General features: G+C 67.3%; 15 protein-coding genes and 1 tRNA gene. 11 read left to right on the forward strand and 5 right to left on the reverse strand.

Features of this window, described 5'->3' with window-relative positions; translation table 11 throughout:
• Window positions 1-23: 23 nt before the first annotated feature.
• From tgt to AC1Q6E_RS11970, 3 genes are all read right to left on the reverse strand, one after another.
• Entirely contained in the window at window positions 24-1,157 is a 1,134-nt protein-coding gene (gene tgt / locus AC1Q6E_RS11960; protein ID WP_152792418.1) for a tRNA guanosine(34) transglycosylase Tgt, read from the reverse strand.
• On the reverse strand, window positions 1,154-2,185 hold the full coding sequence (gene queA, locus AC1Q6E_RS11965; protein ID WP_152794419.1) for a tRNA preQ1(34) S-adenosylmethionine ribosyltransferase-isomerase QueA: 1,032 nt from the start codon (window positions 2,183-2,185) through the stop codon (window positions 1,154-1,156). Before queA ends, tgt begins: the two co-directional genes overlap by 4 nt.
• 90 nt (window positions 2,186-2,275) lie before the next feature.
• Window positions 2,276-3,223, reverse strand: coding sequence for a LysR family transcriptional regulator (locus AC1Q6E_RS11970; protein ID WP_152792419.1), 948 nt, complete (start codon window positions 3,221-3,223; stop codon window positions 2,276-2,278).
• Window positions 3,224-3,393: 170 nt separating this feature from the next.
• On the opposite strand from AC1Q6E_RS11970, the gene AC1Q6E_RS11975 reads away from it, so the two are divergent.
• The 7 genes from AC1Q6E_RS11975 to AC1Q6E_RS12005 all read left to right on the forward strand — a co-directional run bounded on the left by AC1Q6E_RS11975 (window position 3,394) and on the right by AC1Q6E_RS12005 (window position 9,785).
• Complete coding sequence (locus AC1Q6E_RS11975; RefSeq protein ID WP_492572800.1) at window positions 3,394-3,801, forward strand: RidA family protein; 408 nt, start codon at window positions 3,394-3,396, stop codon at window positions 3,799-3,801.
• A gap of 74 nt (window positions 3,802-3,875) precedes the next feature.
• Window positions 3,876-4,709 carry an alpha/beta fold hydrolase gene (locus AC1Q6E_RS11980; protein ID WP_492572801.1) on the forward strand — a complete coding sequence of 278 codons (834 nt, stop codon included), beginning with the start codon at window positions 3,876-3,878 and terminating at the stop codon, window positions 4,707-4,709.
• Entirely contained in the window at window positions 4,702-6,054 is a 1,353-nt protein-coding gene (locus AC1Q6E_RS11985) for a metal-dependent hydrolase family protein (RefSeq protein ID WP_492572802.1), read from the forward strand. The genes AC1Q6E_RS11980 and AC1Q6E_RS11985 overlap by 8 nt, the downstream gene beginning before the upstream one ends.
• Before the next feature lie 29 nt (window positions 6,055-6,083).
• Window positions 6,084-7,364 carry an aromatic ring-hydroxylating dioxygenase subunit alpha gene (locus AC1Q6E_RS11990; protein ID WP_152792422.1) on the forward strand — a complete coding sequence of 427 codons (1,281 nt, stop codon included), beginning with the start codon at window positions 6,084-6,086 and terminating at the stop codon, window positions 7,362-7,364.
• Between the two features lie 18 nt (window positions 7,365-7,382).
• A complete protein-coding gene (locus AC1Q6E_RS11995) occupies window positions 7,383-7,895 on the forward strand; it encodes an aromatic-ring-hydroxylating dioxygenase subunit beta (protein WP_492572803.1) in 513 nt (170 codons plus the stop codon).
• Between the two features lie 38 nt (window positions 7,896-7,933).
• Window positions 7,934-8,911 (forward strand): Bug family tripartite tricarboxylate transporter substrate binding protein, encoded by a 978-nt coding sequence (locus AC1Q6E_RS12000; RefSeq protein ID WP_492572804.1) that lies wholly within the window; start codon window positions 7,934-7,936, stop codon window positions 8,909-8,911.
• 25 nt (window positions 8,912-8,936) lie between these two features.
• Window positions 8,937-9,785 (forward strand): fumarylacetoacetate hydrolase family protein, encoded by an 849-nt coding sequence (locus AC1Q6E_RS12005; RefSeq protein ID WP_296560912.1) that lies wholly within the window; start codon window positions 8,937-8,939, stop codon window positions 9,783-9,785.
• Between the two features lie 35 nt (window positions 9,786-9,820).
• On the opposite strand, the gene AC1Q6E_RS12010 is transcribed toward AC1Q6E_RS12005, so the two are convergent.
• Window positions 9,821-10,141 (reverse strand): peptidylprolyl isomerase, encoded by a 321-nt coding sequence (locus AC1Q6E_RS12010; protein ID WP_492572892.1) that lies wholly within the window; start codon window positions 10,139-10,141, stop codon window positions 9,821-9,823.
• A 53-nt stretch (window positions 10,142-10,194) separates the two neighbouring features.
• Between AC1Q6E_RS12010 and AC1Q6E_RS12015 the strand changes: the two genes are divergently transcribed.
• From AC1Q6E_RS12015 to AC1Q6E_RS12030, 4 genes are all read left to right on the forward strand, one after another.
• Window positions 10,195-10,279: transfer RNA gene (locus AC1Q6E_RS12015), tRNA-Leu, on the forward strand.
• Window positions 10,280-10,524: 245 nt separating this feature from the next.
• The gene (locus tag AC1Q6E_RS12020) at window positions 10,525-12,390 is read left to right on the forward strand and encodes a subtype B tannase (protein ID WP_296560914.1); all 1,866 of its coding nucleotides are present in this window, start codon (window positions 10,525-10,527) and stop codon (window positions 12,388-12,390) included.
• 190 nt (window positions 12,391-12,580) lie between these two features.
• A complete protein-coding gene (locus tag AC1Q6E_RS12025; RefSeq protein ID WP_492572893.1) occupies window positions 12,581-13,393 on the forward strand; it encodes an HpcH/HpaI aldolase family protein in 813 nt (270 codons plus the stop codon).
• A 105-nt stretch (window positions 13,394-13,498) separates the two neighbouring features.
• Complete coding sequence (locus AC1Q6E_RS12030) at window positions 13,499-14,026, forward strand: thermonuclease family protein (RefSeq protein ID WP_492572805.1); 528 nt, start codon at window positions 13,499-13,501, stop codon at window positions 14,024-14,026.
• Window positions 14,027-14,044: 18 nt separating this feature from the next.
• Here AC1Q6E_RS12030 and AC1Q6E_RS12035 read toward each other — a convergent pair whose 3' ends face one another.
• On the reverse strand, window positions 14,045-14,551 hold the full coding sequence (locus AC1Q6E_RS12035; RefSeq protein ID WP_492572806.1) for a GNAT family N-acetyltransferase: 507 nt from the start codon (window positions 14,549-14,551) through the stop codon (window positions 14,045-14,047).
• Between the last annotated feature and the right edge of the window lie 153 nt (window positions 14,552-14,704).

Here is a 14,704-nt window from a genome sequence, read left to right on the forward strand (position 1 = left end):
CGGCGGGGCCGGGAGGTGGCATTCTAGACGCCACGCGCCCGGTTGGCGGCGAATTCCGCGCGCCAGGCCGCGAAAACGCCGCCGGCAATGGCATCGCGCATTTCCTGCATCAGCTGCAGGTAATAGTGGAGGTTGTGGATCGTATTGAGCCGCGCCCCCAGGATCTCGTTCGACCTGAACAGGTGGTGCAGGTACGAGCGGGAAAAGTTCTGACATGTATAGCAGCCGCAGGTTTCATCCAGCGGACGGGTGTCGTCCCGGTAGCGGGCGTTGCGGATCTTGACGTCGCCGTAGCGGGTGAACAGCCAGCCGTTGCGGGCGTTGCGCGTGGGCATCACGCAGTCGAACATGTCCACCCCGGCGGCCACGCCGTCCACCAGGTCCTCGGGCGTGCCCACGCCCATCAGGTAGCGGGGGGCGTCCTGCGGCAGCCGCGGCGCCACATGGGCCAGGATGCGCAGCATGTCTTCCTTGGGCTCGCCCACCGACAGGCCGCCGATCGCGTAGCCATGGAAGCCGATGTCCTTGAGGCCCGCCAGCGATTCGTCGCGCAGGGCCTCGTACATGCCGCCCTGGACGATGCCGAACAGCGCGTTGGGGTTTTCCAGCGCCTCGAATTCGTTGCGCGACCGGCGCGCCCAGCGCAGCGACATCCGCATCGAGGTGGCCGCCTCCTCCACGGTGGCCGGCCGGCCGTCGATGGCGTAGGGCGTGCACTCGTCGAACACCATCGCGATGTCCGAGTTCAGGCTGCGCTGGATGCGCATCGATTCCTCGGGCGTGAGCATCAGCCGCGCGCCGTCGATGGGGGAGGCGAAACGCACCCCTTCCTCGGTGATCTTGCGCAGGCCCTCCAGGCTGAACACCTGGAAACCGCCCGAGTCCGTCAGGAGGGGCTTGTGCCATTGCATGAAGCCGTGCAGGCCGCCGTGAGCATCGATGATCTGCGTACCTGGCCGCAGCCAGAGGTGGAAGGTGTTGCCCAGCACGATCTGCGCGCCGACCTCGTCCAGTTCGTAGGGCGCCATGGCCTTGACCGTGCCATAGGTGCCCACCGGCATGAAGATGGGCGTCTCGACCACGCCGTGGTTCAGCGTCACGCGCCCGCGGCGGGCCTGGCCCTCGGTGGCCAGCAGTTCGAATTTCAGTCCGTTCATCGTTCTATAAACATCGCGTCGCCGTAGCTGAAGAAGCGGTAGCGCTGGGCCACGGCGTGGGCGTAGGCGCGGCGGATGGGGTCCATGCCCGCGAACGCCGAGATCAGCATCATCAGCGTCGACTTGGGCAGGTGGAAATTGGTGACCAGCGCGTCCACCGCCCGGAACTCGAAGCCGGGCGTGATGAACAGGCGCGTGTCGCCGCGCGTCTCGCGCAGCGGCCAGTGGGTGGAGGCGGCCGACTCCAGGGCTCGCACGCTGGTCGTGCCGACGGCGACCACCCGGCCGCCCGCGGCGCGGGCTTGCGCGATGGCGTCCACCGTCGCCTGGGGCAACGTATAGAGTTCGCTGTGCATCACATGTTCGGACAGCTTGTCCACCCGTACCGGCAGGAAGGTGCCGGCGCCCACGTGCAGCGTCACGAAGGCCGTGCGCACGCCCTGGGCGCGCAGCGTCGCCAGCAGGGCGTCGTCGAAGTGCAGTCCGGCCGTGGGGGCGGCCACCGCGCCGGGCTCCCGGGCGTACACCGTCTGATAGCGGGTGTCGTCGCCGGTATCCGGCGTGTGCGTGATATAGGGGGGCAGCGGCGTCTGGCCGTGATCGGCCAGCAGTTCCAGCACCGGACCGGGAAAACGCAGGTCGAACAGGTCGCCCTCGCGGCCCAGCATGGTGACGTCGAAGGCGCCCGCCAGGCGGATCACCGCGCCGGCCTTGGGCGACTTGCTGGCGCGCAGGTGCACCAGCGCCCGGTCGGGTTCGGTGATGCGTTCGACCAGCACTTCCACCTTGCCGCCGCTGCTTTTTTCCCCGAAGAGGCGCGCCTTGATCACCCGGGTGTCATTGAAGACCAGGAGATCGTTCGGGCGCAGCAGGCCGGGCAGATCGGCAAACCGGCGGTCGTGCAGTCCGCCTTGCGCATCCAGGTGGAGGAGGCGGCTGGCGGTGCGGTCGGCGGCGGGGGTCTGGGCGATCAGCTCGGGCGGAAGTTCGTAGTCGAAATCGTCGAGAGTGAGATCTGGCACGGGCAATACAGGGTTGGGAAAGCGCACGGCAACCCACCATCATAGCCTGGAATGGGCGCCTGCCCGGCAGGCGGCCCGGCCGTGTCCGCCGCCGGTTCAGGCCGTCCGCGCTTCCTTCCCGAGCCAGTCCCGGAACAGCCGGACGACCTCGCGCTTGGAAGCCGGTTCGTTGCTGACGATGTGGTAGCTGGACGCCAGCCGGACCTCCAGCGGGAAGGGCGCCACCAGCCGTCCGGTCGCCAGGTCCAGGCGGGCGAGTTCCTTGGTGGTGGCGACCACGCCCTTGCAGGCGACGGCGGCTTCCATGGCGGGGATGGAGTGCCAGAAGTGGGGCCCGCGCGAGGTGTCGATGCCCGTCACGCCCGCTTTTTCCAGCCACATGTCCCAGAACGACGGCCCTTCGTACAGCACGCCGCGATCGTCGTGGAGCAGCACGTGGCGGCGCAGGTCGTCGGGCTGGCGCAGGGGGTTGTCGCCCTCGAGCAGGGCGGGGCTGCACAGCGGCGTGACCGTCAGCGGCATCAACTGGTCGACCCGCATGCCCGGATAGCCGCCGTTGCCGAATACGACCAGCACGTCGACCTCGTCCACCCAGCCCATCACGCTGGCGACGTCCCCGCGCGGTCCGCGCGGCAGTCGCGGGAACTGCCGCACCCGGGTGGAGACGCGCACGTCGATGTCGGGGAAGGCGGTCACGAAGCGATGCAGGCGCGGCATCAGCCAGTTGGAGATGAAGGACGGGGGCGCGCCGACCTCGAGCACGTCGGCGCCGCGGTGATCGCGCAGCCGTCCCACGGCCTGGCGCAGGCAGTCGAAGCCTTCTTCCAGCTTGGGGAAGAAGATTTCGGCGCTGGCGGTCAGTTCGATGCCGCGGTGGACGCGGCGGAAAAGGCGTACGCCCAGCATGTCTTCCAGGATCTGGATCTGGTGGCTGACGGCGGCCGGCGTGACGTTCAGTTCTTCGGCGGCCTTCTTCAGGCTGCGGTGGCGGGCGGCCGACTCGAAGGCTCTCAGCGCGGTCAGGGGAGGCAGTGGATGACTCATGTTTTTAGATTAGTTTTTCTAACTTCATATGGGAAGAGAATTCGTGTGACAGGCCTGGAGGGCGTGCCTATAGTGATCTGGAAACAAGAGCGCCATATTCCGCGCCCAAGTCATCTTCCGGATGCATCAAGTTAGTGCGTCTAATCTGAAAAACCACCCGTGGACACGCTATGCCCGATATCCAGATCCTCAATCCCGTTGGCCTTGGTACCCCGCTTGCCCAGTATTCCCAGGTAGCCCGTGTCAGGGCCTCCGAGTTCGTCTTCATCGCGGGGCAGGTCGCGACCGACCAGGAAGGGAACAGCGTCGGCGCGGGTGACTTCGACGCCCAGTGCGTGCAGGTCTTCCGCAACATCGGCATTGCGCTCCAGGAGGTGGGGGCCGGCTGGCAGAACGTACTGCAGTTCACGACCTATCTGGTGCATTCCCAGGATATCCCCCGGCTGGGCGCCTATCGCGAGCGAGCGTTTCCCGGCATGTTCGGCGCCCGCGCCTATCCGACCAATACCTTGCTGATGATCGATCGCCTGGTGCGCGAGGATTTCCTGATCGAAGTGCAGGCGGTCGCGGCGCTATGAGCGCGCCCGCCCGGCCGCCCGAAGGGCGCGCGACCTCCGGGGAGGATGTCGCGCGGCGACAGGAGGGTCGTCCAGTGAACGCCTGCCTGCGCGAGCACGTCTTCGAACTGGACGGCATTCCGGTGCGCTATGTCGAAGGGGGCGCCGGCCTGCCGCTGCTGCTGTTGCACGGCTCGGGGGCGGGCGCGTCGAGCCACGGCAACTGGCAGCGCGTGCTGCCGCGGCTGGCCGAGCGGCACCACGTGCATGCGATGGACCTGATCGGCTTCGGCCGGTCGGGCGCCAAGCCCGCCGGCCCGCATTTCGACTATGCGCTATGGTTGCGCCAGTGCCGCGAAATGATCGCGCGCATGCCGGGAGCACGGATAGGCGTGATCGGGCACTCCCTGTCCGGCACCCTGGCCCTGCGCCTGGCGGCCTGCGAGCCGCGCGTGGCGCGCGTGATGACGACGGCGACCATGGGCGCATCGTTCGCCGCCAATCCCGCCACGGAAACCGCCTGGCGCTTTCCCCGGGACCGCGAGGCGCTGAGACAGGCCTCGTGCCTGCTGGTGCACGATCCGGCGCTGATCGACGAGACCTATCTGGACGGCCGCGAGCGCATCCTGCGCGAGGGTGATCACGGCGGGCGTTTCGAGCAGATGTTCGCGGGCGACAAGCAGCGCTTCATCGATGCCGTCGCGTTGACGGCGGACGAGCTGGGCGCCATCGGCTGCGAGGTGCTGATGCTGCACGGCCGCGACGATAGGGGCTTTCCCGCCGACGTGCTTACGCTTCCGATGTCACGGTCCATCGCCCGGGCCGACGTGCATCTGCTGAGCCGTTGCGGCCACTCTGTCGCCTTCGAGTGGCCGGAAAAATTCCTGGCGCTGGCCGTGCCGTTCTTCGCCGGGGTGGCGCATGGATGAGCCGGCCTACATCCTGAAGGGCAGGGTGATCGATGGCACGCTGGATGCGCCGATCGCGCGTGGCGCGGTCGTGACGCAGGGCGAGGAGATCGCCTGGGTGGGCGAGGAGGCGGCCTTGCCGCCGCGCTACGCGCGGCCCGGCGTCCAGGTGGTCGATCTTCCCGGCCGCAGCATCCTGCCCGGCCTGGTCGACGGGCACATCCACATCTCCTTCGGCGAGGCGCGCTCGGAAGAGGAGCTGGCGCTGTACACGCCGGTGGAGTTCCGGACGCTGAAGGCGGTGTGGAACGCGAAGAAAGTGCTGCAGGCGGGCGTGACGAGCGCCTTCGATGCCGCCACCACGTTCAACATCGCGCAATCGGTGCGCGATGCGATCGACAGCGGCATGTTCGAGGGCCCCCGGCTCGCGGTGTCGGGGCGGCAGTTGACCTCCCACCAGGGGCTGGAGGATTCCTTCCCCAACTGGATGGAGTTCCCGCCGGGGCAGGCGGGCGTGCTGATCCGCAGCCGCGACGAACTGGTCGAGCAGATCCGCTACCAGGTCAAGGACGGCGTCGATGCCATCAAGGTGTCGGGATCGAACGATTCCTTCATCACCCCTGATGCGCTCGACGGCTCGGCCTTCACCTATGACGAGTACCGGATCGTGGCCGACGAGGCCCACCGGCTCGGCCGCATGTGCACGGTGCACGCGCGTTCCCGCGATGCCGTGGCCGATGCCGCGCGCGCCGGCTTCGACGTGATCTTCCATGCTTCCTTCATCGACGACGAGGGCATCGACCTGTGCCTGCGCAACGGCTGCGTGATCGTGCCCACGCTGCCCTTGCTGGTCAACGCGATCGAGGCCACGGGCGGTCCGGCCAACCCGTCCAACGCCGGGTTCCAGCGCGAGGTCGATGCGGCGATCGTCAACCTGGCGCGCGCGAGCCGGGCCGGCGTGCCGCTGGTGCCCGGTTCGGAAAGCGGCTGGTCGCCGGTGCCCTATGGCCAGTGGCACGCTCGCGAGATGCAGATATTCGTGGATGACCTGGGCTTGTCGCCCGGGCAGGCCCTGCATGCAGGCACGCTGGGCGCGACGCGGTTGTTCCGCCGCTTCGGCGACCGGATCGGCAAGCTCGAGGCCGGGCGCCATGCCGACATCATCGTGGTCGACGGCGATCCGCTGGCCGATATCGGACTGTTGCAGAAGCCGTCCCGTTTCGACCTCATCCTGAAGGCCGGTCGTCCGGTGGACCGCACGCCGCCCGCGCCGCGCAGGCCCATGCACTACGAGCGGCACAAGATGTTCCTCAATGGCATTTTCCACTACGACCAGGAAGCCGGCCAGGGCGTCCTGCGGCGCTGACCCTTCTTCATTCTTCATCAGGAAATTCGATGACGTACAGTAAAGAACAACTCGCCGGCCTGGTGCGGGCGGACCGCGTGCACAGGGCCTACTACACCGACCCGGCCGTATTCGAGGCCGAGATGGCCAAGGTGTTCGGCAAGGTGTGGGTCTACGTGGGCCACGATAGCCTGGTGCCCGATCCGGGCGACTATTACTGCACGACGCTGGCCGGGCAGCCGGTGGTGCTGAGCCGCCACGAAAGCGGTTCGGTGCACGTGCTGTACAACCGCTGCGGCCATCGGGGCGCCAAGGTGCTGTCCCGCACGCGCGGCAACGCGCGCGTGTTCTCGTGCATGTATCACGGGTGGGCATTCCGCCCCAATGGCGAGCTGGCGGGCGTGCCGATGCGGGCCGACTTCCCCGAGGATGCGCTGCGCGAGCCGCGCGCGGGGATGGAGCCGCTGCCGCGCGTCGACAGCTATCGGGGCTTCGTGTTCGCCGCGCTCGATCCCGGCGTGATGCCGCTGCTCGATTTCCTGGGCGAGGCGCGCAAGGGCATCGACGAACTGGTCGACCGCTCGCCCGAAGGCCGGGTCGAGTTCGCCGCCGGCTGCCATCGCTATCACTTCCGGGGCAACTGGAAGCTGCAGATGGACAACATGGCCGACACCTACCACCCCGCGGCGGCCCACGGCTCGACCGTCGGTCCCGACGGCCGCCAGTTCCAGCGGCGCGCCGGCGACCAGGGCGGCGCGGCCCTGTTCTTCGCGCCCAATGGCGAGGCGGTGGTGTCGCAGCTGGGCGTGCGCGGCTTCCCGCATGGCCACAGTTCGGAACAATCGCTGTTCGACAAGGAGCAGGCGGGCGGCGCCTGGGACGACTATCGCGCCCTGATGGTCGCGCGCCACGGCGAAGCGCGCACCGCCGACATCCTGAAGAACCGCCGGCACAGCCTGACGCTGTTCCCGACGCTGGACATCCTGATCGCCCAGACTTCGGTGCGCGTGGTCAAGCCGATCGCGGTGGACCTGACCGAGGTCGAGATCTGGCCGGTCCGGCTGGCGGGAGCGCCGGCGGTGATCTCGGACGACCTGGTCAAGTACGTCAACATGACCCACTCCGCGTCGTCGTTCATCCAGACCGATGACCTCGAAGCCTTCGAGCGTTGCCAGGAAGGGCTGAAGGCGCAGGGCAGCGACTGGGTGCTGGTCGCGCGCGGCCTGGGCGCCGAAGTCGACGAAGGCGAGGGCGTGCTGTTCGGCGCGCGGTCGAGCGAGGTCGGCCAGCGCGCCAAACACTATGCCTGGCGCGACCTGATGAGCGCCTGATTCCACCAGAGAGCCACCATGAATACGCTAGCAAGACTCAACCCCGCCGCCGCAGCCGTCCCGTCGCTGGACGCCTTGCGCGATTTCGTCGAGCACGAGGCCGATCTGCTCGACAATCGTCGCTTCGACGACTGGCTCGACCTGTACAGCGACGACGCCGTGTACTGGGTGCCGGCCGCGCAGGACCAGGCCGACTGGATCAGCCACGTGTCGCTCTACTATGACGAAAAACACACCATGAAGACGCGCGTGGCGCGGCTCAAGCACCCGATGATCCATTGCCAGGACCCGCCTTCCACGACGGTGCGCGTGCTGTCGAACTTCAGCCTGGAAGCCGCCGGCGGCGACCATGTCCGCGTCCGCAGCAAGTTCATCATGCTGGAAGACCGGCCCGGCGCGGACCGCCGCGTGTACGGCGGACGCTATCTGCACACGCTGCGCCTGGACGGCGCGCACCTGAAGATCGTCCAGAAGTGCGTGCGGCTTACCAACTGCGACCAGAGTTTTCCGCAACTGACCCAGCCGTTCTGAGGACGCGCGTCGGCGCTCTTCCCCCCTGGAGGTCCACGATGAAATTCCTGCTGCGCATCGGCCGCCTGCTGGCCTGTATGTCGGTCCTGGCGTCCGCGGCTCCGGCCGTCCAGGCCGAGGACTACCCGACCCGCCCCGTGCGGATGATCGTGCCGTATGCGCCCGGCGGCGCGCCGGACGTGTTGGCGCGCTCGCTGGCGCCCGGCCTGTCCGAGGTTTTCAAGCAACAGTTCGTGATCGAGAACCGGCCCGGCGCGGGCGGCATCGGCGCGGCCGAAAGCGTCGTCCGCGCCGCGCCGGATGGTCACGTGCTGTTCTTTTCCGACATCCAGCAGCTCGCGATCAATCCCTACCTGTTCGCGAAATTGCCGTATGCCGCCGACAAGGACTTCACGCCCGTGGCGCTGGCCGCGGCCATTCCGCTCTACATCGCCGTGCAATCGTCGCTGAACGTGCGCAGCGTGGCCGACCTCGTCGCCCTGGCCAAGGCCAAGCCGGGGGCATTGACCTATGGCTCGTCGGGAATAGGCAGCATCCACCACATCGCCATGGAGTCGATGCTGCACGGGCTCGGCATCAACGTCGTGCACGTGCCGTACAAAGGGGCGGGGCAGTCGGTGCCCGCCTTCATGGGCGGCGAGACCTCCCTGGTGATCGCCGCCTATCCTGCGCTCGAACAGTACGTCAGGACCGGCAAGGCCCGATTCCTCGCCGTCACCACCCTGGAGCGTTCCGCCATGACGCCCGACATTCCTGCGGTATCCGAAACCGTGTCCGGTTTCGACTTCAGTTCCGAGATGGGCATCGTGGTGCCGGCGGGCACGCCGCAGACCGTGGTGCAGCGGCTCTCGGCAGCGGTCGCGCAGGCGCTCAAGCAGCCCGAGACAGTCGTCCGCCTGAGGGCCATGGGCGCCACCGCCATCGGCAGCAGCCCCGAGGGTTATGCCGCCAACATCCGCAACAACCTGGACAAATTCGGCAAGGCGGTCAAGCTGGCCGACATCACGCCCAACTGAAGAACGCGTTCATCCGGAGACTCCCTTGAAGCTATTGAGACATGGCCCGCCGGGCGCGGAGCGGCCCGGCCTGCTCGATGCCGGCGGCGCCATCCGCGACCTGTCCGGTCTCCTGGCCGACATCGGGCCCGACACCCTGTCGCCGGCCGCCCTGCAAGCGCTGGCCGCGCTCGACCCGGAGCGCCTGCCCGCGGTGGAGGGGACCCCGCGCCTGGGCACGCCCTGGCGCGGCATCGGCAAGTTCGTCGCGGTCGGGCTGAACTACGGGCGCCATGCGGCCGAGGCCGGCATGGCCATCCCGGCCGAACCCACGCTGTTCTGCAAATGGACCAGTTGCATCTCGGGCCCGGACGACGACATCGTCATTCCGCCCGGCTGCGCGCGGGTCGACTGGGAGGTGGAACTGGGCATCGTCATCGGCAGCCGCGCGCGGGCCGTCGACGAGGCCGGCGCCCTGCGCCACGTGGCCGGCTACTGCCTGGCCAACGACGTGTCCGAACGCGAATACCAGATCGACCGTGGCGGCGGCCAATGGGGAAAGGGCAAGGGCTTCGACAGCTTCGGCCCGCTGGGGCCCTACCTGGTCACGGTGGATGAAGTGCCCGACCCGCAGGCCCTGGAACTGTGGCTGGAACTCAATGGCGAACGCCGGCAGACGGGGCACACCGGCGACATGATCTTCTCCTGCGCCCGCCTGGTCAGCGAGTGCAGCCGCGTGATGACGCTGGAACCTGGAGACGTCATCATCACCGGCACCCCGGCCGGAGTAGGGATGGGGGCCCGCCCGCCGCGCTACCTGGAGGCGGGTGACGTGGTCACGCTGGGCGGCGGCGTGCTGGGGAACCAGACACAGCGGGTCGTCGCGGCGGGCTGAGGGGCGACCCCCAGCGCGACCGCGTGCGGGGCGTGTCAGTCCTGGCGGCTGGTCACTTCAACCAGGTGATAGCCGAACTGGGTCTTGACCGGGCCCTGGACGACATTGACGGGGGCGCTGAACACCACCTTGTCGAACTCCGGCACCATCTGGCCGGGGCCGAAGGTGCCCAGGTCGCCGCCCTGGGCGCGCGAGGGGCAGCTGGAGTGTTCGCGCGCGACCTGCGCGAAGTCGGCGCCGCCTTCGATGGCGGCCTTCAGTTCGTTGCACTGGGCCTCGGTCGAGACCAGGATGTGGCGGGCGCTTGCATGGGCCATGATTTGCTCCTTGGTAAAGAGAGAGCAGAGTACCTCAATTTACAGGTATAATTTATGGCTCATTTCCTTCCGGCCCTTCGCGCCGGAACCCTGCCCGGGTGGTGAAATTGGTAGACGCAGGGGACTCAAAATCCCCCGCCGCAAGGCGTGCCGGTTCGATTCCGGCCCCGGGCACCACAGTATTCATGCGCGGTTTCGCGCAACTCCCCCCGCCTGACCCAAGCCGTTAGGCCTGTCATTGCATGGCCTTCAGCCTTCCCGCATCTTCACGCCGTGAAGACGAAGCGCAATAACGGCTTGCTATCGCGTCACGCGTTTCGACATCTCCCTACCCAGGCCGCCGTCTCACATAATCGTCCGCACTACGCCCACCCACCCAAGGCCCGCGTAGTGAAAAACATAAACGGATGGAGACGCCACACATGTTCCCACGCACCCTGATAAGCACCTGCGTGCTGCTGGCACTTGCTGCCTGCGGCGGCTCGGATGGTTCGAGCACCGGCACCGATACCACCACTCCCCCTCCGCCGGCCGCCGCCGGTCCGGGCGTATTCGACGGCTCGCTGGCTTTCGACAAGGCCGGCTACACGACGATCACCGTTACGGTCGATGGCGTGAGCACGCCGGTGCGCTGGTACCGGGAGGTCTGCTACGTCGGCAAACCGATGAAGCTGGCGCCCACGCAGTCCGCGGGCGCGGTGGACAATCAGGATTGCGGCTACCAGAACATGAACATCTTCGTGCGCGAGGCCGACGCCGCCAGGCAGGACAATCCCATTTTCTTCAACGTCAACAACTCCGGCTGGCTTGCCAGCTACCAGGGCGGCAAGGGCGGTTGGGACCCGGCGACGCCGGTCACGCGGACCAATTATTCGGGTGCCGACATCGTCAATGGCGGCGCCTACGTCAGCACCGGCGATACCGACAAGATCGGCGCCGCGCTCAGCCGCGGCTTCGTGTATATCAATGTCGCCTCGCGCAGCCGTGGCGCCGTCGCTCCCGACGGTGTCTACGCGGACGGGGTCTACCAGGGCAAGGCGCCGGCGGCCATCGTCGACGCCAAGGCGGCCGTGCGTTATTTGCGCCTGAACGACGCCCTTATGTCGGGTGACGCCAGCCGCATCGTGGTGAACGGTACCAGCGGAGGCGGCGCGCAAAGCACGCAGCTCGGCGCTACGGGCAACAGCGCGGATTATTTCCCCTACCTGCAGGCCATCGGCGCCGCCGGCATCGACAAGGACGGCAAGAGTTCGATCGGGGACGACGTTTTTGCCATCGTGGCCTATTGCCCGATCCAGGACATGGGCAGCGCCGACCTGGCCTACGAATGGATGTTCAATGTGCTGGATACGCGCGCGCTGGTGGCGGCGGACCAGTTGGCCGGGAAGATCGTGGATGCGGGCGGTACCAAGCTCATCCGGGCGTCCAATCCCGATCCCGCCGGCAGCGTCGAGCTGATGCATGCGTTCAAGACCTACCAGGCCGGCCTGGGTCTGAAGAACGATGACGGTTCGGCGCTGACCACCGACAACATGCTGGCCGCCATCCAGGCCGAGATCAAGCAGGCGGCGACCAGGCAGGTCAAGGCTGGCAAGCCGTTCGTCGCCTATGGCGCGTACGGGGACGCCGCGGGCAACGGGGTGGGCGGGGGAAGCGGGACCCTGCACTATCTGAACGATTTCATCGGCGTGGATGCCGGCGGCGAGGTGACGTTTTTCGACATGACGAAGTACATGAAATTCGTCGCCACGCAAGCCCGGCTCAAGTCCGTGCCGGCTTTTGACCGGAGCGGCCAAAGCGGGACCGCGGCGGGGGCCGTGACCACTGACGGCGCCGGCACCGTCAACAACGCCGGTGGCGAGTCCAACCTGTTCGGCAACGCTATTCAGGTTTATTCCAATTTCACCGAGTACGGCTGGAACCACAACGATGGCGCCAATGGTACCGACAGGCAGGACGGGGTCGGCCTGGCCAGTACCGGATACAGCTGGGCCGCCAATCCCCAGCGGGCGTTCTTGCTGAACCAGTACAAGATGATCAACGCGCTGCCGTACGTCGGCAAGACCGATGGCATTACGCCGCACTGGCGCATCCGCGTGGGCGCGCGGGATCGCGATACGTCCTTTACCGTCGCCTACAACCTCAGCCGTGCGCTGAAGGCCGATCCCAAGGTCAAGGACATCGACTACGCCCTTCAGTGGGACCAGGGCCACGCCGGCAATTACGACGTGCAGGAGGCGATGGCCTGGGTCGATCGAGTGCTGGCCGCGGCATCGACCGTCCGGTAAATCGCGTGTCTCCTGGCGCTGCCTTGCCATGCGTCGCCCCGCCCGTCTTGGCCCCGGGGCGGCTGCCTGGACTGGTTTGGCATACAGGCTCATTGGGCGCTATGTTATGCCCTGCGCGCAGACCCGGCATCCGGAGCATGGTCTGGCTCGAGATCCGTTCCGCGGCTTTTAGACAGCAATGAGGTTCGACATAACAATGCTTCCCATCAATCATTTCAAGCGGGCTCTGCGTTCTGGTTCGGCGCAGCTCGGCGTCTGGTCCACGATTCCATCACCGTACATTTCCGAGCTGATCGCCGGGGCGGGCTATGACTGGGTGTTGATCGATTCGGAGCACACGCCGACTGACGTGCCTTTGGTGCTCAACCAACTCCAGGCGGTGTCCGGCGCGATAGCCAAGCCCGGCACGGTACCGAGTCATCCGATTGTCCGCCCGGCCTGGAATGATCCCGTATTGATCAAGCGTTACCTGGACGTGGGCGCCCAGACGCTCTTGCTGCCGTTCGTACAGAACGCAGAGGAAGCACGAGCCGCCGTCAGCGCGACACGGTACGCCCCCCATGGAATCCGGGGCATGGGAGGCTCGACGCGCGCGTCCAATTTTGGCCGCATTCCCGATTATGTAGATCGCGCCGCGGACGAACTATGCGTCTTGGTGCAAGTGGAGACCATGCAGGCACTCGACCAGATCGAACGCATTGCCGACGTCGAAGGCGTCGACGGCATCTTCATCGGTCCCGCTGATCTTTCCGCCAGCATGGGGTTTCCTGGAAAATCCAGGCATCCCGACGTCACCCGGGCCATCGACGATGCCATTCGCCGCATCCGGGCCTGCGGAAAGGCGCCCGGCATCATGATGACCGATGAAGAGCGCGCTCGTGAATGCCTGGCCCTGGGGGCGCAATTCGTTGCCGTAGCGATAGACACGGTGCTTTTGCGGGATGGCCTGGACATCACGCTCGCGCAATATCGCGACTGCCCGCAACGGACCTCCGCGTACTAGGGCTTGCCACGCCGGATCGCCGCTGGTGTCGCGGGGCTGTCCGGCCACCGCCCATCGAGCGTCGCCGGGACCGGCCAACATTTCCATACCGTAAAGCCAGCATCGATGTTCCGTACGCAGTATTCGAATACCTTCAAGCGTGTCGTATCCAGGAGTTCCTTCATCAAGCATCTGGCGGGCGGTCTGGCGCTGGCCCTGCCGGGCATTGTCCTGGCCCAGGTCTGTACCGTCACGTCCGTCCATGACGGCGACACGATGCGCTTGATGTGTCCGTCGCAGAAGAAAAGCATGGCGGTGCGCCTGGAGCGGATCGATGCGCCGGAGATCGGCCAGGCCGGCGGGATCGCTTCGCGCGATTTCCTGCGGGCGCTGTGTCCGGTCGGCTCGCAGGCCCGGCTGTCGCGCCATGGCAAGGATCGCTATGGGCGCACGCTGGGCGACGTCGATTGCGGCCATGGCAGTGTGCAGGACACCATGCTTCGCCATGGGCAGGCCTGGGTCTATCCCAAGTTCATCACCCAACGCGCGCTGGTCGATCTGCAGGGGCAGGCGAAGGCGGGACGGCGCGGGTTGTGGGCCTTGCCGGCGCCGGTGGCGCCGTGGGAGTACCGGCGGCGAGACAAGCGCCTGTAGGCGCGATGCGTCCGCGCATCAGGCCGCTATGTGGAAGGCTTCGTGGTACGCCACGGTCCCGCCACTACTGGCTTGCGTGAACCGGATGACCTGGAAGTATTCCGGCGGGACGCCGGGCAGCACGAACGCCGGATCGGTCCTGAACCCGAAGCGGCCGTAGTAGCCGGGCTCGCCCAGCACGACGCAACCGGCCGCGTGGCGCTGGCGGAGCGTGTCGAGCGCCCGCGCGACCAGGCGTCCGCCCGTGCCCCGGCCCTGGTGTCCGGGCGCCACGGCAAGCGGGCCGAGGCCGTACCACCCTGGTGCCCGGGAGGACAGGGCCACGGGGGACAAGGCCAGGTGGCCCACCACGGATCCCCGCGTTTCCGCGACGAGTGAAAGCGCCAGCGCACCCGCGTCGCGCAGGGCGGCGACGATCTGCGCTTCGGTGCCGCTGGCATGGGGAGCCGTCGCGAAGGCGCGGGCGATCACGCTGGCAATGGCCGGGATGTCTTCCGGCGTTTCCGGGCGGATGTGCGGACTCATGGTGGAGGCAGGCCGGTGCGCGAGCGTGTGTCGGCCGGGCCTTCCTGCCGGGGGCGCGAGAGAACGGGCGTGGCCGGACCGGCGTCGGGTCCGGCCTTCCCGGGCATGGCCGGTCCGGTGCTTCCCGTGGGGGCGGGAAGTTTTTCCCTGAGG

This window comes from Pigmentiphaga sp. MLSB6-MA01 (assembly GCF_058793475.1).

What these genes read in the sequence shown, in the direction of transcription:
- tgt (WP_152792418.1), bottom strand. Translation starts at nt 1,157, where the DNA reads ATGAACGGACTGAAATTCGAACTGCTGGCCACCGAGGGCCAGGCCCGC.
- AC1Q6E_RS11970 (WP_152792419.1), bottom strand. Translation starts at nt 3,223, where the DNA reads ATGAGTCATCCACTGCCTCCCCTGACCGCGCTGAGAGCCTTCGAGTCG.
- AC1Q6E_RS11975 (WP_492572800.1), top strand. Translation starts at nt 3,394, where the DNA reads ATGCCCGATATCCAGATCCTCAATCCCGTTGGCCTTGGTACCCCGCTT.
- AC1Q6E_RS11985 (WP_492572802.1), top strand. Translation starts at nt 4,702, where the DNA reads ATGGATGAGCCGGCCTACATCCTGAAGGGCAGGGTGATCGATGGCACG.
- AC1Q6E_RS11990 (WP_152792422.1), top strand. Translation starts at nt 6,084, where the DNA reads ATGACGTACAGTAAAGAACAACTCGCCGGCCTGGTGCGGGCGGACCGC.
- AC1Q6E_RS11995 (WP_492572803.1), top strand. Translation starts at nt 7,383, where the DNA reads ATGAATACGCTAGCAAGACTCAACCCCGCCGCCGCAGCCGTCCCGTCG.
- AC1Q6E_RS12000 (WP_492572804.1), top strand. Translation starts at nt 7,934, where the DNA reads ATGAAATTCCTGCTGCGCATCGGCCGCCTGCTGGCCTGTATGTCGGTC.
- AC1Q6E_RS12020 (WP_296560914.1), top strand. Translation starts at nt 10,525, where the DNA reads ATGTTCCCACGCACCCTGATAAGCACCTGCGTGCTGCTGGCACTTGCT.
- AC1Q6E_RS12030 (WP_492572805.1), top strand. Translation starts at nt 13,499, where the DNA reads ATGTTCCGTACGCAGTATTCGAATACCTTCAAGCGTGTCGTATCCAGG.
- AC1Q6E_RS12035 (WP_492572806.1), bottom strand. Translation starts at nt 14,551, where the DNA reads ATGAGTCCGCACATCCGCCCGGAAACGCCGGAAGACATCCCGGCCATT.